The following is a 20,589-nucleotide window of genomic DNA, read 5'->3' as shown; positions in this document are numbered from 1 at the left end:
GCGAGCCACGGGGCCGCCGAAGCCGGGCAACTCTCCGACGAAAATCTCGCGGAAGGCGGGGCATCGCCAGCCGGCCCTTCGCCGCGTATCATGGTCGTTTTGCGGCCTGGCCAGGGCGGCGGCCGCGACGGGTCGGGACGGGGTTCGGGCGAGGAGCGAGGTCCATGAGATTCCACGTCGGGGGGGCGCTCGCGATAGCGGCGGTCGTTCTAGGGCTTTCGGTCGCCGCGGCGGCCGACGATCGGCTGAAGCCGGCGCTGGAAGCGATCCAGCCGGACGGGATCCTCAAGCGGATCGGCGTCCTGGCCTCCGACGAGTTCGAGGGCCGCGGACCCGGGACGCCGGGCGAGGAGAAGACGGCCGCCTACCTCGTCGAGCAGCTCAAGGCGATGGGGCTCAAGCCGGGCAATCCCGACGGCACCTATGAGCAGGCCGTGCCGCTCGTCGGCTTCCAGGCGACCGAGGTCCGGGGCGCGTTCCACGCGCCCAACGGCGAGCTGGGGCTGGAGTTCCCCAAGAACTTCGTCGCGGTCTCGCGGCGGCTCGCCCCCGAGGTGAAGGTCGAGAACTCGGACGCCGTCTTCGTCGGCTACGGCGTCGTCGCGCCCGAGTACGGCTGGGACGACTACAAGGGGGTCGACCTCAGGGGCAAGACGCTGATCATGCTCGTCAACGACCCGGCCGTCCCCGACCCAAAAGACCCGAACGCGCTCGACCCGGCGATGTTCAAGGGCAAGGCGATGACGTACTACGGGCGCTGGACGTACAAGTACGAGATCGCCGCCGAGAAGGGCGCCGCCGCCGCGATCCTGATCCACGAGGAAGGCCCGGCCGGCTACCCGTTCTCGGTGGTCCAGGGGAGCTGGAGCCGCGAGAACTTCGGCATCGACGAGCCCCCGCAGGAGGGCGTCCCGCCCCGATCGGCGGTCGAGGGCTGGGTCGACGTCGAGACGGCCGGCAAGCTGCTGCAGGCCTGCGGCCAGGACCTCGCGGCGCTCAAGAAGGCCGCGCTCGACCGGGCGTTCCAGCCCGTCCCGCTCAACGCCAAGGCCGAGTTCACCATCAAGACGAGCCTGCGCAAGGTCCAGTCGCGGAACCTCGTCGCCAAGGTCGAGGGCGCCGACCCGGCGCTCAAGGACCAGTACGTCGTCTACACGGCCCACTGGGACCACCTCGGCCGCGACGCCAAGGCCGAGGGCGACCCGATCTACAACGGCGCGATCGACAACGCCTCGGGGGTGGCGACCGTGCTGGAGATCGCCGAGGGCATCACCAAACTCGCCCCGCCGCCCAGGCGGTCGACCCTCTTCCTGTTCGTCACCGCCGAGGAGAAGGGCCTACTAGGCTCGAAGTACTACGCGGGCCATCCGCTCTATCCTCTCGACAAGACGCTGGCGAACATCAACATCGACGGCATCAACGCCTGGGGCCCGACCAAGGACGTGATCAGCATCGGCATGGGCCAGTCGAACCTCGACGACCTGCTGATCGAGCTGGCCGGGGCGAAAGGCCGGGTCGTCAAGCCCGACGCCGAGCCCGAGAAGGGGGCGTACTACCGCTCCGACCACTTCGAGTTCGCCAAGAAGGGGGTCCCCGCGCTCGATCCCGAGGGGGGCCGCGACTACATCGGCAAGGCGCCGGGCTACGGCCAGCAGAAGCAGGACGAGTACACCAAGAACGACTACCACAAGCCCAGCGACCAGATCAAACCCGACTGGGACCTCACCGGGGCCGTCGAGGACGCCCGGCTGATGCTGGAGGTCGGCGTCCGCGTGGCCGACGGCGACCGCTGGCCCGAATGGAAGCCCGACAGCGAGTTCAAGGCCCGGCGTGAAGCCATGCTCAAGGCGGCCAAGCCTTGATGGACGGCTCATCGACCCGCCGCGTCGGGGCGGGGTTCGGGCTGATCGCCCTGATCGTCGTGGGAGCCTGGGCCGACCGGTCGTTCGGCTGGGTCGAGCCCGCGTTCGACTTCGTCGCCCACCAGTTCTACGAGGTCCCGATGCTGGCCCGCGTCCGGCGGCCGTCGCAGCTCGTCCTCGTGCGCTGGCACCTGGCGATCGCGACCGCCGCGGCGGCGCTCGGGCTGATCGCGTCCCCCCGGCTGGGGCGCGAGGCGCGCTGGGCGCTGGCGATCTTCTGGGTCGGATACGTCATCCGCGCGGCGGCCTGGATCTGCGGCGGCAACGTCCCGCTCGTGCCGGGCGACAGCAGCCATTACCTGGAGGTCGCGACGTCGGTCTACCGCGGCGAGGGGCCGGTCAAGCACTACGTCGAGAGCTTCTTCAACGACTATCCGCGGATCCGCAGCAATCAGGGGGTCCTCGACGACTGGGCCACGCCGCTCGACGCCTACGTCCGCGCGGCGGTCTATCGGCTGGTCGGCGTCGCGCCGGGGGCGTCGTTCGACGCGACGGTCGCGGCGGCCAAAGGGACGAGCTTCGTCGTCAACCTGCTCGCCTTCCCGGCGCTCTACGGCCTGGCCCGCCGTCGGTTCGGGCCTGAGGTCGCGCTCGCGTCGATCGCGATCCTCGCCGTTCTCCCGGTCCACGCGATCTATGCGGGCTTCGTGCTCCGCGAGAGCCTCGTCGCGCTCACGGCGATCCTGGCCGTCTGGACGATCGCCGAGGTCTGGAACAGCGCGAGGACCGGGGCGACGCTCGGCTGGACGCTCGCGGCCGGCGTCTGCGGCGGGCTCGCCATCCTGGCGCGGAACACGGGGCTCGCGCTGGCGCTGGCCTCGGGGTTGAACGCGCTGGTCCGGTTGCGTCGGCGACCGCTTTACATCGTGCTATGGGCGGGCCTCCTCCTGTCCGTGATCGCGCCCTGGGCGCTGGCGACGATGCGCGAGTACGGGCGGCCGTTCTACTCGTACACGAACCTGTTCGAGTACAACTTCTCGTGGACCGTGCACCACTACGAGCAGGGGAACACGAGGCCCGAGCAGTTCTACACTCGCGCGAACGCGCCCGAGATCGTCCGCGTGAAGGTCAAGTCGCTGATCATCATCGCCGTCTACTCGACGATGATCGTCGGCCTGCCGGTCGCGGCGGGCTACCTCTACCGGCTGCGGAAGGGCGGTCGCGACGAGCCGGGCAGGGACGTCGACTGGCTCTCGGCGACGATCTTCGTCGTCTTCGTCGCGGCGACGATCAAGAGCATCGCCGACGTCACGCAGGTCGCGCAGCTCGGTCGGTATTACCTGCCCGCCTACCTGGTGATGATCCCGACGGCCGCGGCGGGCGTCCTGGCATGCGTCGACCGCTGGAAGGTCGACCGTCGGGCCTACATCTGGTTGGCCGCGACCTACGTCGCGCTCCTCTGGGCCGATCCGACGTGGGCTTACGACGCCTCGTGGTTCGCCAGGCCCTATCAGCTCCACTGGCCCGCGCTCCGCGAGGCGGGCGACTGGATCAAGGGCCATCCGGACGCCGTCCCTCCCGACGCGCGCGTCATGACCTGGTTCCCATGGGAGATGCGCGTCGCCTCCGACCGGCCCACGGTCTTGATGCCCCGCAACTACAGCGCGGCGAGGATCGAGGAGGTCGCGCGGCAGTACGGGGTGACGCACATCCTCTGGGGCTCGTTCGAACCGCCCGAGCACGTCGACCCCGAGACCTGGGGCCCGTACCTGGAGCAAGTCCGGACGTCGCTCGGGCTGTCGCAGGCCAAGGAGCTGTATCGATCGCCGCGAGGCTCGCTGTATCCCGTCCGCCTCTTCCGCGTCCGGTAGGGACCCCCGCGCGATGCGCAAATCGATCCTGCTCCTGATCGCCGTCCTGATCTTCGACGTCTGGTATCGCGCCTACACCTTCGCGCCGACGGTCGTCGAGGCGACCGGGCTGCGGGCCTGGCCGACGGCGACGGGTCCGTCGGAGCCGCTCGACTGCGACGAGGCGATCTACGCCCACATGGGGCGGCGGATCCTGGCGGGAGACGTCCTGTATCGCGACTTGACCGAGAACAAGCCGCCGCTCGGTTACTGGCTGTACGCGACGCCGATCGCCCTATTCGGCTACTCCGAAACGGCGATCCGCCTCTTCCCGATCCCCTACATCCTGGCGACGATCGCGATCGTCTGGTGGATCGGCGTGAGTCTCTCCGGGCCCGTCGCCGGCGGGCTGGCGGCCTTCCTGTATGCGATCCTCAGCACCGATCCCTACCTGTTCGGCAACGGCTCGAACCTCGAACACCTCATGAACTTCTTCTCGGTCGCCTCGCTCGGGCTGATGGTCCTGGGCTGGGATCGGGGGAATGCCTGGCCTTTCGCGCTCGCAGGGGCGGCGCTGGGGGCGGCGACGCTGGTGAAGCAGGTGGCGGTCCTGCCGTTGGCCGTGTACGTCGCGGCGCTGGCGATCCGGCCGACACGGGATCGGATCAAGGCCGTCGGCTGGCTGGGGCTCGGCCTCGGCTTCACGCTGGCGGCGGCGGCGGGGGTGCTGCTGGTGCAGGGGGCGGGGACGTCGGCCTACGACGACATCGTCCGCTTCGGTCGGGCGATGGCGACGGACGTCGCGCCCGAGCCGGGCGCCCCCACGGCCTGGATCCGCTGGCTCACCGGGAACGCCGACCCCCAGGGGACGCTCCCCTGGCCATTCGGCAAGACCGACTACCTGGTCTGGTGGGGGCGGGGGAGCTGGCCCCTCTGGCTGATGACGCCTGCCTGCCTGGCGCACGTCGCCTTCGCGCCGACGACCTCGCCGAAGCGCCGGCTGGTCGCGGGATGGACCGTCGCGGCGATCGCCGAGGTCGTCCTCCCCGGCATGTACTGGCCGCACTACTACCTGCTGCCGACGCCCGGCCTGGCGCTCGTCCTGGCGATCACGGCGGGGGACAGCTTCGCGGCCCTGGGCGGCAGGGGCCGGATCGTCGAGCTGGCCGGGGCCGTCGCGATCGTCGCGGCGACGCTCGGGACGACGTTCCTGCAGGTCCGCGACTACCTGCTCCGTCCGCCGCAGGATTTGACGGTCCGCTACAAGGGGGGGGGCCAGTGGGTCGTCCTGCGGGCGCTCGGCAAGGAGCTGGGCCGTCGCAAGGGGGTGTTCGACGACCCGAGGCTCTACATCTGGGGATGGCAGAGTCCGCTCTTCTTCTACGGCCAGCTCGACGGAGCGAGCCGGCACCTGTTCACGGACAACCTCTTGCGCGATTACGCCGACCGCGATCATCCCCTGATCACGCCACGGGTGGCCGAGATCATGGCCGACCTGCGTGCGAAGCGGCCGGCCCTGATTTTCGCCGGCTACCCGCCGTTCCCCGCGCTGCGGTCGTTCCTGTTCGAGAACTACCTGCCCTCGCGGCTCGTCCCGAGCGCGAACGGCCTGGGACTGTGGGTGGCGAAAGATCGCTACGCCGCGTTCGAGAACTTCGACGGCCCCGGGACGGCCGGTCCGCTCAGGGAGCTGTCGGGGCCGGCTCGCGGAGGTCCCGGCCCTGGGCGATGACGCCCGCGTAGCGATCGCGGAGGCCGTCCATGATCGCGTCCCAGCTCTGGGATTCGGCGTACGACCGGGCGGACCGGGCCAGCCGGCCGCGAAGCTGGTCCTGGTCGACGAGTTTGATCAGCGCCTCGGCGAAGACCTGCGGCGGCGCCTCGGGGTCGACGAGCAGGCCGGTGTCGTCGTCGCGGACGATCTCGCCCACGCCCCCCGCGCGGAGCGCGACGACGGGGAGGCCCGAGGCCATCGCCTCCAGGACCACGTTGCCGAACGTCTCGGTCGTGCTGGTGAACGCGAAGACGTCGCCGGCCGCGTAGTGGTCGGCCAGCTCGTCGCCCACGCGGTAGCCGGCGAAACGGGCGATGCCGCCCATTCGCGCCTCCAGGTCCCCGCGCGAGGGGCCGTCGCCGACGAACAGGATGCGGACGTCCGGGCGGCGGGCCGCGACGAGGGCGAAGGCCTCGGCGAGGTAAGCGACGTTTTTCTCGGGCGCGATCCGGCTGACGTAGGTCAGGACGACGTCGTCGGGGCTCCAACCGTAAGTCTCGCGCACGGCGGTCCGGCCCGGCCGGTCGGGACGAAAGAACGTGCAATCGACGCCGCGGGGCCAGAGCACGAGGCGATCGAAGCCCCGGCCTTCGAGCTGGGCGATGGTCGTGCGCGAGGGGACGTAGGTTTCCAGCGTCCGGTTGTGGAACCAGCGGAGATAGCGCCAGATCAGCGAGCGCGCCCAGCCGACGCCGTAATGATGGCTGTACTGGTCGAAGTTGGTGTGGAAGCTGGAGACGATCGGGATCGAGCGGCGGGAGGCGTGGCGGAGCACGCTGAGGCCCAGGAAGGCCTCGGTCGCGACGTGGACGACGTCGGGCCGGAAGGCGTCGATCGCGCGGTGGGTCCGGCCGAAGGGGGGCAGGGGGAGCCGCAGCTCCTTGTAGAAAGGAAGGCTGATCGACCCCACCCGGCAGGCGTGGGGCGGGTCGGGGCGGTCGCCGTAGTCGGGGTAGACGAGCTGGACGGCGTCGCCGCGCTCGCCCAGTCGCCTCGCCAGCTCGCCGAGGGTGCGCGAGACGCCGTTGACCTGGGGCGGGAAGGTTTCGGTGACGAGGGTCACGCGCATGATCGCCGGCGTCTCCGAGTCGGGCCGGGGGGCGCCCGTCGCCGCACGCCCCCGCCCTGGCCGAGGCTCACATCTTGGAGATGACCGCCGTGGCGAACTCGCTGCACTTGACCTGCTTCGCGCCGTCCATGAGGCGGGCGAAGTCGTAGGTGACGGTCTTCTGGTCGATCGCGCCGTCCATGCCCTTGATGATCAGGTCGGCCGCCTCGGTCCAGCCCATGTAGCGGAACATCATCTCGCCCGAGAGGACGACCGAGCCGGGATTCACCTGGTCGAGGTCGGCGTACTTGGGGGCCGTGCCGTGGGTGGCCTCGAACACGGCGTGGCCGGTGAGGTAGTTGATGTTGCCGCCCGGAGCGATGCCGATGCCGCCGACCTGGGCGGCCAGGGCGTCGGAGAGGTAGTCGCCGTTGAGGTTCATCGTGGCGATGACGTCGAAGTCGGTCGGCCGGGTGAGGACCTGCTGGAGCACGATGTCGGCGATGGCGTCCTTGATCAGGATCTTGCCCGAGTCGAGCGCCGCCTTCTGCTCGGCGTTGGCCGCGGCCTCGCCCTGGGCGGCCTTGGTCCGCTCCCACTGGTCCCAGGTGTAGGTCTGCCCGGCGAACTCTCGCTCGGCGAGGGCGTATCCGTAGTTGCGGAACGCCCCCTCGGTGAACTTCATGATGTTCCCCTTGTGGACGAGCGTGAGGCTCTTTCGGCCGTTGGCGATCGCGTATTCGATGGCCGACCGGATGAGCCGCTCGCTCCCCTCGCTGGAGACCGGCTTGATGCCGACGCCCGAGGTCTCGGGGAAGCGGATCTTCTTGTACGCGGAGGGGAACTCCGCCTTGATGAAGTCGAGGAGCTTCTTGACGTCGGCCGAGCCGGCCTCGAACTCGACCCCGGAGTACACGTCCTCGGTGTTCTCGCGGAAGATCACCATGTCGACCTTCTCGGGGTGCTTCACGGGCGAGGGGACGCCCTTGAACCAGCGCACCGGGCGGAGGCAGACGTAGAGGTCGAGGAGCTGCCGGAGGGCCACGTTGAGCGAGCGGATGCCGCCGCCGATGGGCGTGGTGAGCGGCCCCTTGATGCCGACCAGGTACTCGCGGAAGGCCTCGACGGTCTCGTCGGGGAGCCAGGTGTTGAGCAGGGAGTGGGCCTTGCCGCCGGCGTAGACCTCCATCCACTTGATCTGCTTCTTGCCGCCGTACGCCTTCTCCACCGCCGCGTCGAAGACGCGGACGCTGGCGCGCCAGATGTCCGGGCCGGTGCCGTCGCCCTCGATGAACGGGATGATCGGGGAGTCCGGGACGGTCAGCTTTCCGTCCCGGATCGTGATCTTCTCTCCACCCGCCGGAGCCTCGGCTTTCGGGCTCGCCATGAAACTCTCTCCTGACGTGGACTCGTGGTGACCGCCCGCCGCGGCGACTTGGGGTCGCGCGCCCGGGACGCTGGATCTCGGCCGGGGGCCGCGTCGCCCCGGGTCGCGGGGCGGGGCCGCCAGGCCGGTCGATCATGGCAGAATCGACCGGGGTCGGCAAGGGCCGGCGCGGTCCGCCGGTGGCGCAGAGGCCCGTCCGAGGGTACGATCGGATGGCTACGCTTACGCCTCCGTTCGGACTTCGCGAGGGGGGGATGGATGCGCCGGATTCGCGTTCGGATCACCGTTTTTCGCATGGTCCTCGCCGTCGAGGTGGCGGCCATCGTCATCTTCGTCGCCACCGATCGGTGGAAGCGAATTACCGCGGGGCGATCCGCCAATTACCGTGCGGTCGCCGGGGGCCATGCGGTCCTCGCGAAGGGGTTTCGGGAAGAAGCCGAGTGGAATCCTGCGAGTTTGAGGATGGCGCGATGGCACGAATTCCTGTCGCGCGAATTCGAGCAGGCTGCGGCGCATCCCTGGGGCCCGGTACCGCTGAGTCCGCTTTCCCCCCCTGCGGGGTGGACCCCGCCGATCGTCGAGGGTTCTCGTCCGCGATGACGAATCGCCAGGACGGGTTCAGGCGACGGGCTGCTCGAACACGGCGACGCTGGCGGTGAAGCCGTGCATGAAGTTCTGGCCGCCGATCGGGCCCAGCTCGCCCATGGCGAAGAAGCCCGCGACCGGGATCGGGCCGAGGACCTCGCGGATCGTCGCGACGTCGTGGTTCGGCACGTCGAACAGCCGCGTGCCCCGGCCGTTGCACGAGAAGAGCAGGGCCCCCACCGGGACCGTCCCCCCCTCGTCCCCCTTGGGCCGGCGGGCGAGGCTCTCGCGCAGGTCCTCGTCGGCGGTCTCGGCGTCGCGGACGTGGAACTGGACGGTCTGGCCGACGCGGATCAGGTCGTTGATCTGGATCGCTCCCGACTCCTCCGCCCCCACGACGTTGCGGACGAGGAAGTCGCCGCGGTGGAACGACTCCTGGTACTCGTTGATGACCCGGCCGATGTGCAGGCCTTCCTTCACCTTGTCGACGTCCTCCTCGGGCAGGTCGCGGAAGATTTCGCGGAGCGCCTCCAGGGCCGGACGGCGGCCCAGCTCGCGGATGATGTTCTGCTCGGCCTTGGTGACGAGCAGGGTGCGGCCGATGGGCCGGCAGCCCTGGCTGACGACCGTCCGGACGGCGATCGGCCCCGAGATCCTCAGCGCGACGGCGCCGTCGGTGAACGCCTCGCCGTCGAGCAGGAGCCGGTTCGAGCCGGGCTCGTTGCCCGCGCTGGCCATCCCGCCCAGGATCTTCAGCCCGACGAGGTCCTCGTTGGCGATCTTGAGGAGGTCGTTGACGCCGAACGTGAAGGGGTCGGCTAAGAGGATCAGGGTCGACTCGGAAGGCTTTTCAAGCGACGCCAGCGACTGCCTGAGCGAGCCGCCGCCGGGGTCGAACCGCACGGCCTGGATCTCGGCGGCCGAGTGGTGCAGCGACCAGACGGCGAGCGCCGGCTTGTTTTCGACCTCCTGCTCGTCGCCGACGATCGACTCGCCGGTGCAGCCCAGGACGTGCCGGGTGCGGCCCTGCTCGAGGAACGCCTGCGAGAGCTTGCCAAGCACGGCGGCGTGGTGCCGCGAGCTGAAGATCAGGGTCAGGTCGGCCGGATCGGGGTCGGCGTCCGAGCCCGGCTCGGCGTCCAGGCGCTCGAGGATCTGGTGGAACGCCGTGCTGGCGCTCCGGGCCGTGGAGAGGGCCGAGACGCATTTCATGGCCGCACCTGCTAGAGAAATGGCCCCCGGCGGCCCGCCCGATTCGACGGAGAGCAGGCCTGACGGGCGCCGGAACCGGGGCGACGTTCCGGGGGAGTCCGCATAAGCCGACTTCTCGCCACGCCGTCCACCCAATATAATCATTCACGAGAGGGCCCTCTACCGGAACGATCCACGTCGCAAGGGGTCGAGACTCCGAAACCACCCCCGGACGCGGCGAGGGCCGCTCGCCGAAACCTCCTCGAACGGCCGCGAAGGCGCTCCGCCGCGACGACCCCCTCTCCGCTCCGCATGGACGACGAAGACCGACGCACATCGCGTTCGGGACGACCGATCCACGTCATCGGACCTGACCTATGGCCTTCGATCCCAAGTACATCCGCAATTTCTCCATCGTCGCCCACATCGACCACGGCAAGAGCACCCTGGCCGACCAGCTCCTTTTGCAGTCGGGGGCCATCAGCCAGCGCGAGTTCCGCGAGCAACTCCTCGACGACATGGACCTGGAGCGGGAGCGGGGGATCACCATCAAGGCCCGCGCCGTGGCGATCAACTACGTCCTCGACGGCCGCAACTACGAGCTGAACCTGATCGACACCCCCGGGCACGTCGACTTCCACTACGAGGTCTCGCGGAGCCTCGCCGCCTGCGAGGGCGCCATCCTCCTCGTCGACGCCACCCAGGGCGTCCAGGCCCAGACGGTCGCCAACGCCTACCTCGCGGTGGGCAACGACCTGACGATCGTCCCCGCGCTCAACAAGATCGACATGCAGGCGGCCCGGCCCGACGAGATCAAGGAAGAGATCATGACCACGCTGGGGATCGACCCCAGCGAGGTCCTCTCGGTCAGCGGCAAGACCGGGGCCGGCGTCCCCGACCTCTTCCGGGCCATCATCGAGCGCGTGCCGCCGCCCTCGGGCGATCCGTCCAAGCCCCTGCGGGCCCTCATCTTCGACTCGAAGTTCAGCGACTTCCAGGGCGTCGTCGTCTACGTCCGGGTCGTCGACGGCGTGCTCAAGGTGGGCCAGAAGATCCGCCTGATGGCCGAGGGGACCGACTTCGAGGTCATCGGCCTGGGCCGGTTCCGACCCCGCGAGATCGCCTGCGACGAGCTGGGGGTCGGCCAGGTCGGCTACGTCGTCGCCAACATCAAGAAGCTCTCCGACGTCCGCGTCGGCGACACCGTCACCCAGGTCCCCAACCCGGCGACGGAGAGCCTCCCGGGCTACCAGGAGCCCGTGCAGGTCGTCTTCTGCGGCCTCTTCCCGGCCTCGCACAACCAGTTCGACGACCTCCGCACCGCGCTCCAGAAGCTCGCCCTCAACGACAGCAGCTTCACGTTCGAGCCCGAGACGTCGGACGCCCTCGGCTTCGGCTTCCGCTGCGGCTTCCTGGGCATGCTCCACATGGAGATCGTCCAGCAGCGGCTGGAACGCGAGAGCAACCTCGCCCTCGTCCAGACCGCGCCCAACGTGACCTACGAGATCCTGACCAAGAAGGGCGAGACGCTCCACATCTCGAACCCGACCCGGATCCCGGACCCCGGCGAGATCGAGGAGTTCCGCGAGCCCATCGCCAAGATCAACTTCATCCTGCCGACCGACGCCATCGGCGCGATCATGCAGCTATGCGAGGATCGCCGCGGCACCTACATCAAGACCGAATATCTCTCGAGCGCGCGGGCGATCCTGACGTACGAGCTGCCGCTCGCCGAGATGATCTACGACCTCTACGACAAGCTCAAGAGCGCGACCCGCGGCTACGGGACGATGGACTACGAGTTGATCGGCTTCCACGCCGACGACCTCTGCCGGCTCGACATTCTGGTCGCCGGCCAGAAGGTCGACGCCCTCTCGATCGTCGTCCACCGGGCGCACGCCGACCGTCGCGGCCGGAAGCTGGTCAAGAAGCTGCGGGCCGAGATCGACCGCCACCAGTTCGAGGTGGCCATCCAGGCCGCCATCGGCAGCCGGGTCGTGGCCCGCGAGACCATCTCGGCGCTGCGGAAGAACGTCACCGCCAAGTGCTACGGCGGCGACATTTCGCGAAAGCGGAAGCTCCTGGAAAAGCAAAAAGAGGGCAAGAAGCGTATGAAGCAGGTGGGGAACGTCGAGATCTCGCAGGAAGCCTTCCTGTCGGTCCTCGACGATTCCGAGGATTGAGCCCCGGACCGAGCGTGCTCCGCGTCCCCTCGGCGCCCGCGGTCGAGCCCGGCGCCCGAACCCGATAGCGGACGATCAGCCATGGACACGCTCCCGCCGTCGCCGATGCCCGAGCCCGCCGAGGGCGACGACCCGCCCGCGGCCGGGGTCGCCCGCCAGACGGTGGAGCTGCTGGTGGCCCTCTGCATCGGCGTCCTGCTCTTCCGGACCTTCTCGGCCGAGGCCTACGTCGTCCCCACCGGGTCGATGGCGCCCACCCTGCTGGGCCATCACCGCGAGCTGACCTGCCCGAACTGCAAGTATCCCTTCGACGTCGGCCTCGACGAGGAGGCCCCGCCCGCCCGGCCCGTCTGCCCCAACTGCGGCCGCGCCGGCTTCGACGACGAGCCGGTCGTCCCCTGCAACGGCGACCGCGTGCTGGTCCAGAAGTTCCTGTACGACTTCCGCGCCCCCGAGCGCTGGGAGGTCGCCGTCTTCCACTACCCCGGCGACCCGTCGCAGGCGTACGTCAAGCGCGTGGTGGGCCTTCCCGGCGAGTCGATCCGGGTGGCCAAGGGGGACGTCTGGGTCGACGGCGTGGTCGCGCGCAAGAACCTGGAGGACGTCCGCGGCATGCGGATGCTCGTCCACGACGGCCGCTATCCGCCGGCCGACTCCGAGCGCTTCCCGCGCTGGGCGTTCCGACGGGGCGCTTCGCTGCACGCCGAGCCCAGCGGCTGGAGTCAGGGGCCGGACGGCTTCCGCCACGAGCCCGTCGCCGGCGCGGCTGACGCCGACGACTGGCTGGTCTACCGCAACTGGGACCCGTCCCTCAACCGCTACGCCCCGATCCGCGACTACTATGGCTACAACGGCGGTGAGGGCCGTTCCGACAACGCCGTGCGCGACGTCGGCCTGGAGGCCCGCGTTCGGGTGGGGCCGGGCGTCGACTCGTTGGCCCTGAGCCTCCGCTCGGGCGGCGATCGTTTCATCGTCCGTATCCCGACCCGCACGGAAGATCCCGTCGAAGTCCTGCGCAACGGCATGCCCCGGAAGACCTTCCTGCTCGCCAATCCCCTGGCCGCCGCCGCGGGAGGCGACGGCCTGCGGACGATCGAGGCGTCGTTGTTCGACGGCCGGCTGCTGGTCGCGATCGACGGTTCGCTCCTGTTCGAGCCGCTCGATTACGACGACCCCACGGACTCGCCCTGGAACGACGAGTCGCCCGTATCGATCGGCGTACGCGGGGGCGCGGTGGCCGTCCCCGAGCTGCGGATCTACCGCGACGTCCACTACACCAGCTCGCTGGGCGTCGCCCATCACCGCCCCAACGGGATTCTCGAGCCGTACCGGCTGGGCGAGGGCGAGTACTTCGTCCTGGGCGACAACAGCCCGGTGTCGAACGACTCGCGATTCTGGACGCAGGGCCCGGTCGTGCCCCGGGAGCTGTTCCTGGGCAAGCCGTTCCTGGTCCACCTGCCCGGCCGGGTCGTCGCCCTGGAGGTGTTCGGCCGGTCCCTATACTGGATTCCCGATCCGCGGCGGATTCGTTACATTCACTGACTGGCCCGCCCGGACCGCGGCCTGCCAGGGAACCCGCCCTCCACCGGTTGAAGAGACCCAATCATCATGGGACGGACCGCCGCCACGAACCCCCCGGGCCATTCCCTGCGACCGGCCGTGTCCGACCCGCGCGGCCGGACGGCCGCGCCCCGGACCGGCGACGGATTGCGCGAGACGCTCGAAGCCCTCGTCGTCGCCGCGGTCGCCGCCCTGGTCGTGCGCGGCTTCGAGGCCCAGGCGTTCGTCATCCCGACCGGCTCCATGGCCCCCACCCTCATGGGGCGCCACAAGGAGGTCGTCTGCCCCCAGTGCGGGTTCACCTTCTCGGTCAACGCCTCCGAGGAGGTCGAGGGAGGCTTCCCGCTCCGGCCGGTCTACTCGGGCGTCTGCGTGAACTGCCGCCACCAGGCCACCCGGCTCGACGACGCGCCGAGCTACAAGGGGGACCGGATCCTGGTCTCGATGTTCCCCTACGACCTGCCGTTCCTGCCCGGCGCCTCGCCCCCCGAGCGGTACGACGTCGTCGTCTTCCGCTACCCCGAGGAGCCCGAGGTCAGCTACATCAAGCGGCTGGTCGGCCTCCCCGGCGAGACGATCCGGATCCATCACGGCGACCTCTTCATCAAGCCCCCGGGAGCCGACGACTTCAAGCTCCAGCGCAAGCCGATGGAACACCTGCGCGGCATGCAGATCCCCGTCTACGACGACTCCCACCAGCCCCGGACGCTCCGCGACCGCCCCGAGTGGCGGCGGTGGAACGGCGAGGCCGCCGGCTGGGCCGTCGTCGAGCCCGGCAAGAGCCTCTACCGCTGCGAGAAGGCGACCGAGGACTGGGCCGACCTCCGCTACCGGCACCTCGTCCCCGAGCCCGAGCAGTGGGAATCGCTCCTGAACGACCGCGCGCCCGGCCGCCCGCCCCGGCCCACTCTGATCACCGACTTCTACTCGTACAACACGAACCTCCCCGCCGAGAACACCGACCTGAGCCAGACCCGCGGCGACACCCGCAACGCCTGGCTCCAGCCCCACTGGGTCGGCGACCTGACGCTCGCCGTCGACCTCGACGTCCAGTCCGACAAGGGCGAGGTCCGGCTCGAACTGGTCAAGGCGGGCGTGCCCTACTACGCCGCGATCGACGTCGCCACGGGCAAGGTCCAGTTCCAGCGCCGTGACGAGACCCTGGCCGAGTTCGACTCGACGGTGATCGGCCGGGGGCGGCATCGCCTCGAATTCGGCGACGTCGACGACCGCCTGACGCTGCTGGTGGACGGGCGGACGGTGGGGGGCGACGGGGTCGAGTTCGACCTGGGCGACGAGGTCCCCGTCCCGACGTCGGCCGACCTCTCGCCGGCCGCGGTGGCGGCGCGGGGCGCGGTCGTTTCCGCGAGCGACCTTGTCCTGAAACGGGATATCTACTATACCCAGACGCCGGGCTACACCGACTACGGCCCCGTGTGGGAAGGTCGGGAGCCCCGGCGGCCGTCCGAACTGTTCGATTTCCTCGCCGATCCCGCCCGGTTCCCCAACCTGGCGCGGGTCCGCAGCGAGGAATACGAGCTGGGCGACGACCGATTCATGATGATGGGCGACAACAGCCCCCGGAGCAAGGACAGCCGGGGCTGGGACTCGTTCGACCGGGCGTGGGACACCGTCGACCGCAAGTCGTGGGAGGTGCCGCGGAGCCTGGTGACCGGCAAGGCGTTCTTCGTCTACTGGCCCCACGGCGTCCCGTTCGGCCCCGACGTCCGGATCAGCCGCGACCTCCGCATCCCGTTCCGACCCTACTTCGAACGGATGCGCTGGATCCGCTGACGACGAGCCGCCGCCCGGACCGTCCCGAAGCCCACCGCGTAACGCGATCACGGAGGATCGAACGATGGCCCTGCTCGAAGTCCGCGCCCTGGAGAAGTGGTACGGCCGTCGCCAGGTCGTCAACGGCGTCGAGTTCGACGTCGACCAGGGCGAGGTCGTCGGCCTCCTCGGGCCCAACGGGGCCGGCAAGACGACCAGCTTCCGCATGACCATCGGCCTCATCGACGCCGACGGCGGCTCCGTCATGTTCGACGGCCGCGACATCACCAAACTGCCGATGTACCTCCGCGCCCGCGCCGGGATGGGCTATCTCGCCCAGGACTCCAGCGTCTTCCGCCAGCTCACCGTCGAGCAGAACCTGATGGCGATCCTGGAGACCCGCAGCGACCTCTCGCGAAAGCAGCGCAAGGACCGGCTCAACGAGCTGATCGACCGCTTCGGGCTGGGCAAGATCCGCAAGACCAAGGCCCACATGGTCTCGGGCGGCGAGCGCCGGCGCACCGAGATCGCCCGGTCGCTGATCACCGATCCCAAGCTGATCATGCTCGACGAGCCCTTCGCCGGCATCGACCCCAAGACGGTCGGCGAGATCCAGGAGCAGATCCGCGACCTGGTCGACACCTACCACATCGGCATCCTGCTGACCGACCACCAGTTCCGCGAGACCCTGGAAGTCACCGACCGCTGCTACGTCATCCGCGAGGGCCGCGTCTTCGCCTACGGCAACCGCGAGCAGATCCTCAACAACGCCGACGTCCGCCGCTACTACATCGGCGAGCGGTTCGACGGCGGCCACCTGATGGAATCCCAGCGCCCGGTGATGTCCCTGTCCAAGACCCAGCCGTCCCTGCCGCCGGCCCCGAATCCCACGCCCGCCCCGCCCCAGCCGACCGCGACGACGCCGCCCACGGTCCCGAACCCCGCCGTGGTCCCCGCACCGGCCCCTCGGCCCGCACCCGTCGACGACCCCGCCGACCCCGAGCACGTCGGCCGCACGATCGCCGGCGACGGCCGGGGCTACGTGCAGGGCGGCACCCACTCGATCCAGGTCAACCAGATCCCGCCCGACTTCAACATCGACGACCTGTACGAGAACTGAGCCGGCACGGCCCGTCCGCGGGATCTCCGCCGTTGGGTTCGAACTGGGTTCATTGTGGGTTCGCTCGTTTCCCATAAATCCGCGTTGAGGCCGACGCAAATACCGGCCTTTTCGTTGGTTAGGCAAAATCCGACCGCCGTGGAAATCGGGTTCGGTCGTCCATTTCAAGTGTTCATTTTTCCGATGCTCGAAACCTTCGGGCCGAACTTGCCCGGGCGGGCGGCGACGACGCGCTCGCTGAACCAGTCGACGGCTAGCAAGATGAGGATGGGTCCGCCGAACAGGCAGGCGAAGAAGACGACCAGCCCGATCGAGGTCTCTTCAGCCACATCCTTCGGCCGGGGGAAGCGGCCCTGCATCCAGAAGCTCATCGGCCCGATGCCGCATAAGGTGAAGCCCACGACGACCATGCCCAGCAGGAGCGTTCGCGCCCGGTTCATCCCTTCGCCGATCCAGACCCGCATCCCGGAACGCATCGCCAGCCCCAGCCCGGCCGCCGTCAACACCGCCGAGGCGAGGACGCTCCCGAAGATGATCAATAGGCACGCAAAGACGCCGGGCGGGGGCGGGCCATGGGCCTTTCTCGCCGGACCTCCGAGCATCCCCGCCACGAACATCAGCGCGAATGCCAGGCCTGCGACCTTCCAGGCACCCCACGCAAAGGTGAACAACGCGCAGATCCAGCCGCCCGCCCGGTCGGGGATCGTTCGCGTCAACCGCCGACCCGCCTGAAAATCCCGCCGCCAGAACGCCAGGCAGGCCACGACGACAGCCACGTTCGGATCGATGTACCAGCAGAGGGCCATGATCAGCCCCAACCCCAGCCAGTAGGCCGCCCTACGCTTGCGCGAAGTCCAGGGCCGCGGCTCTCCGTCGGGGAACAGCTCCCAGTCGAAATCGCCTTCGAGGTCGTCCATCGCGAGGCTCCCGGGTCGAAAGGATCGGGCCCCCGGCGCGTGGAGTCCCATCATGGGAAGGATGGAGCGCATTCGCACGTTGTGGAGGGGCCTCGGTCTCAATTCGCGACGAAGTTGATCAGTTTCCCGGGCACGACGACGACCTTGCGGACCGTCTTGCCCTGGAGGACGGCGGCGATCCGCTCGTCGGCCCGCGCGATCGTCTCGATCGCCTGGGCGTCGGCGTCGGCGGGGACGACGACCTTGCCGCGGAGCTTGCCCATGACCTGCACCGGGATCTCGACCTCGTCGTCCTTGAGCAGCGCCGGGTCGAACGTCGGCCAGGGCTCGTAGGCGAGCGTCGTCTCGTGTCCGAGGACCTGCCACAGCTCCTCGGCGACGTGCGGGGCCATCGGCGCGAGCAGGAGGACGAAAGTCTCCATCGCCGCCCTGGGGCGGACCTCGGCGCCGGTGAAGGCGTTGACGAACTCCATCAGCCGGCTGACGGCGGTGTTGAACCGCAGGCCGTCGTAGTGCTCGCCCACGGCCGCCACGGTCCGGGCCACCAGCTTGGCCTGCTCGGGCGTCGGCTCGGCGTCGCAGACGCGGGCGTCGAGCCGGACGTCCTCGGCCTCGGCGTCGACGATCATCCGCCAGGCCCGGCCCAAAAAGCGATAAACCCCCTCGACGCCGTTCATGCTCCAGGGCTTCACCGCTTCGAGCGGGCCCATGAACATCTCGTAGAGCCGCAGGCTGTCGGCGCCGTACTCGGCGACGACGACGTCCGGGTTGATGACGTTCCCCCGGGCCTTCGACATCTTGTGCGCGCGGGCGTCGACCCGGACGTCCGGGGCCTCCTTGAGGACGAACCCCTCGCCCTTCTTGACGATCTTGTCGTCCTCGAGCTTCACGACTTCGAGCGGGGCGCGGGTCGCCTCGCCCTTGCGGAAGACCCCGTCGTCGGCGTGCACGACCTCGGTCGCCGGGATCCACGCCCCCGAGGGATCGCGATAGCCGGTGTATTCGGTCTCGCCCAGGATCATCCCCTGGTTCACCAGCCGCTGGAAGGGTTCGGGCGTGCTGACCAGGCCGCGGTCGAATAGGACCTTGTGCCAGAAGCGGCTGTAGAGCAGGTGGAGCACCGCGTGCTCGGCCCCGCCGACGTACAGGTCGACCGGCAGCCAGTGCTTCTCCTTCTCCGGATCCCAGGCCCGCTCGGCGTTCGCGGGGTCGATGTAGCGGAGGTAGTACCAGCACGAGCCGGCCCACTGGGGCATCGTGTTGGTCTCGCGGCGGAACGTCTCGGAGTAGCGGACCCAGTCCTTCGCCTTGCTGAGCGGCGGCTCGGGGTTCCCGGTCGGCTTGAAGTCGTCCAGCTCGGGGAGCAGCACCGGCAGCTCGTCCTCGCCGAGCGCGATCACGCGGTCGTCGGCGTCGAGCACGACCGGGAAGGGCTCGCCCCAGTAACGCTGGCGCGAGAAGAGCCAGTCGCGCAGCTTGTAGTTGACCGCCTTCTTGCCGACCCCCCGCTCGGAGAGCCAGGCGGTGATCGCCGTCTTCGCCTCGGGCGTCGGCTTGCCTTCGAGGACGAAGGTCTCATTCCGCGACTGGATCGCGACCCCCTCGTCGTGGAAGACGTCGGCGAACGCGCCGGGGTCGGCCTTGTAGGCTTCCAGGAGCTTCGCGGCGTCGCCGGTTTCCGCCCCCTCGGCGGCGTTGGCGGCGAGCCAGGAGGCCGGGGGCTCGACGACGGCGCGGATGGCGATGCCGAACGTCTTCGCGAACTCGAAATCGCGCTCGTCGTGCGCCGGGACGGCCATGATGGCGCCGGTCCCGTAGCCCATCAGCACGTAGTCGGCGATCCAGACGGGGATCGGCTCGCCGGTGACGGGATTGACGGCGAGGCCGCCGGTGTCGACGCCGGTCTTGGTCTTGGCCAGGTCGGTGCGGTCGAGGTCGCTCTTGAACCGGGCCTGCTCGCGATACTTCGCGACGGCCTCCCGGCGCTCGGGCGTGGTGATCCGGTCGACCAGCGGGTGCTCGGGGGCGAGCACCATGTAGGTCGCGCCGAAGAGGGTGTCGGGCCGCGTCGTGTAGACCCGGATGACCCCCTCGGCGGGCGTCTCCGGGAACGCGCCGGGGGGACGGGGCGGGGGGGCGTCGCCGAGGAGGATGGGGAAGTCGACCTCGGCCCCTTCGCTGCGGCCGACCCAGTTGCGCTGCATGTCCTTGATGGGCTTGGGCCAGTCGACGTGCTCGATGTCCTCGACGAGGCGGTCGCCGTAGGCGGTGATCCGCAGCATCCACTGGGTCAGCGGCATGCGGACGACGGGGTGGCCGCCGCGCTCGCTCTTGCCGTCGATGACCTCCTCGTTCGCGAGCACCGTCCCGAGCGCCGGGCACCAGTTGACGGGGACCTCGGCGCGGTAGGCCAGGCGCTTCGAATCGCGGTACGCCTGGGCGTCGACGCCGGGGGGGATGGGCAGCTCGGCGATCGGCCGTCCCTTCCCTCTGCGCGGGGCGCCCTGCGAGTCGGTCCAGGCGAATTCGGGGTCGTACCAGGTGTCGTGGATCTTGAGGAAGATCCACTGCGTCCACCTGTAGTAGTCGGGCGAGGTCGTGTCGATCTCGCGCGACCAGTCGTACGAGAAGCCCAGCGACTTGATCTGGCGGCGGAAGTTGTCGACGTTCGCCTGGGTGGTGATCCGCGGGTGGGTGTTGGTCTGCACGGCGTACTGCTCGGCCGGGAGGCCGAAGGCGTCCCAGCCCATCGGGTGCAGGACGTTGAACCCGCGCATCCGCTTGTAGCGGCAGACGATGTCGGTGGCGGTGTAGCCCTCGGGGTGGCCGACGTGAAGGCCCGCGCCGCTGGGGTAGGGGAACATGTCGAGCACGTAGAGCTTGGGCCGATCGGGGTCGAAGTCGGGGGTCGCGAACGTCTGATGCTGCTCCCAGTAGGCCTGCCACCTGGGCTCGATCCGCTGAGGGTGGTACGCGGGCATGGCGATGTCTCTCCGGCGCGTCGCGGGACGCGCCCCGACCTCTTCGATTCGACTCGTCCGACCACGAAAAACGGCCCGCCGCGACGCCGGGGGCCGATGCACCGATCGAAACGACGAGCATACCGTCTCCCGCCCGCGATCGCCAGCGGGCCGGCCGCGCGTGCGTGCGTCGAGGGCCCGCGCCGGCGCGTCCCGAGTCGTCGACGCGACCCGCGCGAGGCCCCGGACCCGCACGGCCGGCGCAGGCCGCCCAGGCGTCGCGGTCGTCGCCTCGACAAGTCGACGAATGATGAATCTTGCAACCGTTTGGCGTTTTTACAAGCCGGGAGTCGCCCCGGGGCTTCGAGGACTTGAGGAA

13 protein-coding genes are annotated in these 20,589 nt (G+C 69.6%); 8 read left to right on the top strand and 5 right to left on the bottom strand.

Translation table 11 applies throughout. The features are described from left to right. The first annotated feature begins 164 nt into the window (after positions 1-164). From PZE19_RS21380 to PZE19_RS21370, 3 genes are read left to right on the top strand one after another with little or no spacing between them, the layout of a single operon-like run. Positions 165-1,862 (top strand): M28 family metallopeptidase, encoded by a 1,698-nt coding sequence (locus PZE19_RS21380; protein ID WP_277862631.1) that lies wholly within the window; start codon positions 165-167, stop codon positions 1,860-1,862. Continuing rightward, on the top strand, positions 1,862-3,733 hold the full coding sequence (locus PZE19_RS21375) for an ArnT family glycosyltransferase (RefSeq protein WP_277862630.1): 1,872 nt from the start codon (positions 1,862-1,864) through the stop codon (positions 3,731-3,733). Before PZE19_RS21380 ends, PZE19_RS21375 begins: the two co-directional genes overlap by 1 nt. Before the next feature lie 13 nt (positions 3,734-3,746). Further along, positions 3,747-5,444 carry an ArnT family glycosyltransferase gene (locus tag PZE19_RS21370; RefSeq protein WP_277862629.1) on the top strand — a complete coding sequence of 566 codons (1,698 nt, stop codon included), beginning with the start codon at positions 3,747-3,749 and terminating at the stop codon, positions 5,442-5,444. Here PZE19_RS21370 and PZE19_RS21365 read toward each other — a convergent pair. Together PZE19_RS21365 and icd are read right to left on the bottom strand one after the other, a co-directional pair. Continuing rightward, entirely contained in the window at positions 5,395-6,555 is a 1,161-nt protein-coding gene (locus tag PZE19_RS21365; RefSeq protein ID WP_277862628.1) for a glycosyltransferase family 4 protein, read from the bottom strand. The two genes, PZE19_RS21370 and PZE19_RS21365, sit on opposite strands and share 50 nt — an antisense overlap. Positions 6,556-6,622: 67 nt before the next feature. Then, positions 6,623-7,921, bottom strand: coding sequence for an NADP-dependent isocitrate dehydrogenase (gene icd / locus PZE19_RS21360; protein WP_277862627.1), 1,299 nt, complete (start codon positions 7,919-7,921; stop codon positions 6,623-6,625). Between the two features lie 258 nt (positions 7,922-8,179). Between icd and PZE19_RS21355 the strand changes: the two genes are divergently transcribed. Continuing rightward, a complete protein-coding gene (locus tag PZE19_RS21355) occupies positions 8,180-8,521 on the top strand; it encodes a hypothetical protein (RefSeq protein WP_277862626.1) in 342 nt (113 codons plus the stop codon). Positions 8,522-8,539: 18 nt separating this feature from the next. On the opposite strand, the gene PZE19_RS21350 is transcribed toward PZE19_RS21355, so the two are convergent. Then, positions 8,540-9,718, bottom strand: coding sequence for an FIST signal transduction protein (locus tag PZE19_RS21350; protein ID WP_277862625.1), 1,179 nt, complete (start codon positions 9,716-9,718; stop codon positions 8,540-8,542). A 356-nt stretch (positions 9,719-10,074) separates the two neighbouring features. Between PZE19_RS21350 and lepA the strand changes: the two genes are divergently transcribed. From lepA to lptB, 4 genes are all read left to right on the top strand, one after another. Beyond that, complete coding sequence (lepA, locus tag PZE19_RS21345; protein ID WP_277862624.1) at positions 10,075-11,880, top strand: translation elongation factor 4; 1,806 nt, start codon at positions 10,075-10,077, stop codon at positions 11,878-11,880. Positions 11,881-11,961: 81 nt separating this feature from the next. Next, the gene (lepB, locus tag PZE19_RS21340; RefSeq protein WP_277862623.1) at positions 11,962-13,422 is read left to right on the top strand and encodes a signal peptidase I; all 1,461 of its coding nucleotides are present in this window, start codon (positions 11,962-11,964) and stop codon (positions 13,420-13,422) included. A gap of 66 nt (positions 13,423-13,488) precedes the next feature. Next, complete coding sequence (gene lepB, locus PZE19_RS21335; protein WP_277862622.1) at positions 13,489-15,234, top strand: signal peptidase I; 1,746 nt, start codon at positions 13,489-13,491, stop codon at positions 15,232-15,234. A 64-nt stretch (positions 15,235-15,298) separates the two neighbouring features. Next, positions 15,299-16,333, top strand: a complete 1,035-nt coding sequence (gene lptB / locus PZE19_RS21330; RefSeq protein ID WP_277862621.1) for an LPS export ABC transporter ATP-binding protein — start codon at positions 15,299-15,301, stop codon at positions 16,331-16,333. Between the two features lie 164 nt (positions 16,334-16,497). Here the strand turns inward: lptB and PZE19_RS21325 are convergent, their stop codons facing one another. Further along, entirely contained in the window at positions 16,498-17,250 is a 753-nt protein-coding gene (locus PZE19_RS21325) for a hypothetical protein (RefSeq protein ID WP_277862620.1), read from the bottom strand. A 98-nt stretch (positions 17,251-17,348) separates the two neighbouring features. After that, positions 17,349-20,231, bottom strand: a complete 2,883-nt coding sequence (gene leuS, locus PZE19_RS21320) for a leucine--tRNA ligase (protein ID WP_277862619.1) — start codon at positions 20,229-20,231, stop codon at positions 17,349-17,351. Between the last annotated feature and the right edge of the window lie 358 nt (positions 20,232-20,589).

This window comes from Paludisphaera mucosa (assembly GCF_029589435.1).
GTDB classification, from domain to species: domain Bacteria; phylum Planctomycetota; class Planctomycetia; order Isosphaerales; family Isosphaeraceae; genus Paludisphaera; species Paludisphaera mucosa.
Note: the sequence above shows the minus strand (reverse complement) of the source record. Positions and strands in the feature narration are given on the sequence as shown.

Bases quoted from the DNA above. Each gene is read 5' to 3' on its own strand.
- PZE19_RS21380 (WP_277862631.1), top strand. From the start codon at position 165: ATGAGATTCCACGTCGGGGGGGCGCTCGCGATAGCGGCGGTCGTTCTA.
- PZE19_RS21375 (WP_277862630.1), top strand. From the start codon at position 1,862: ATGGACGGCTCATCGACCCGCCGCGTCGGGGCGGGGTTCGGGCTGATC.
- PZE19_RS21370 (WP_277862629.1), top strand. From the start codon at position 3,747: ATGCGCAAATCGATCCTGCTCCTGATCGCCGTCCTGATCTTCGACGTC.
- PZE19_RS21365 (WP_277862628.1), bottom strand. From the start codon at position 6,555: ATGCGCGTGACCCTCGTCACCGAAACCTTCCCGCCCCAGGTCAACGGC.
- icd (WP_277862627.1), bottom strand. From the start codon at position 7,921: ATGGCGAGCCCGAAAGCCGAGGCTCCGGCGGGTGGAGAGAAGATCACG.
- PZE19_RS21355 (WP_277862626.1), top strand. From the start codon at position 8,180: ATGCGCCGGATTCGCGTTCGGATCACCGTTTTTCGCATGGTCCTCGCC.
- PZE19_RS21350 (WP_277862625.1), bottom strand. From the start codon at position 9,718: ATGAAATGCGTCTCGGCCCTCTCCACGGCCCGGAGCGCCAGCACGGCG.
- lepA (WP_277862624.1), top strand. From the start codon at position 10,075: ATGGCCTTCGATCCCAAGTACATCCGCAATTTCTCCATCGTCGCCCAC.
- lepB (WP_277862623.1), top strand. From the start codon at position 11,962: ATGGACACGCTCCCGCCGTCGCCGATGCCCGAGCCCGCCGAGGGCGAC.
- lepB (WP_277862622.1), top strand. From the start codon at position 13,489: ATGGGACGGACCGCCGCCACGAACCCCCCGGGCCATTCCCTGCGACCG.
- lptB (WP_277862621.1), top strand. From the start codon at position 15,299: ATGGCCCTGCTCGAAGTCCGCGCCCTGGAGAAGTGGTACGGCCGTCGC.
- PZE19_RS21325 (WP_277862620.1), bottom strand. From the start codon at position 17,250: ATGGACGACCTCGAAGGCGATTTCGACTGGGAGCTGTTCCCCGACGGA.
- leuS (WP_277862619.1), bottom strand. From the start codon at position 20,231: ATGCCCGCGTACCACCCTCAGCGGATCGAGCCCAGGTGGCAGGCCTAC.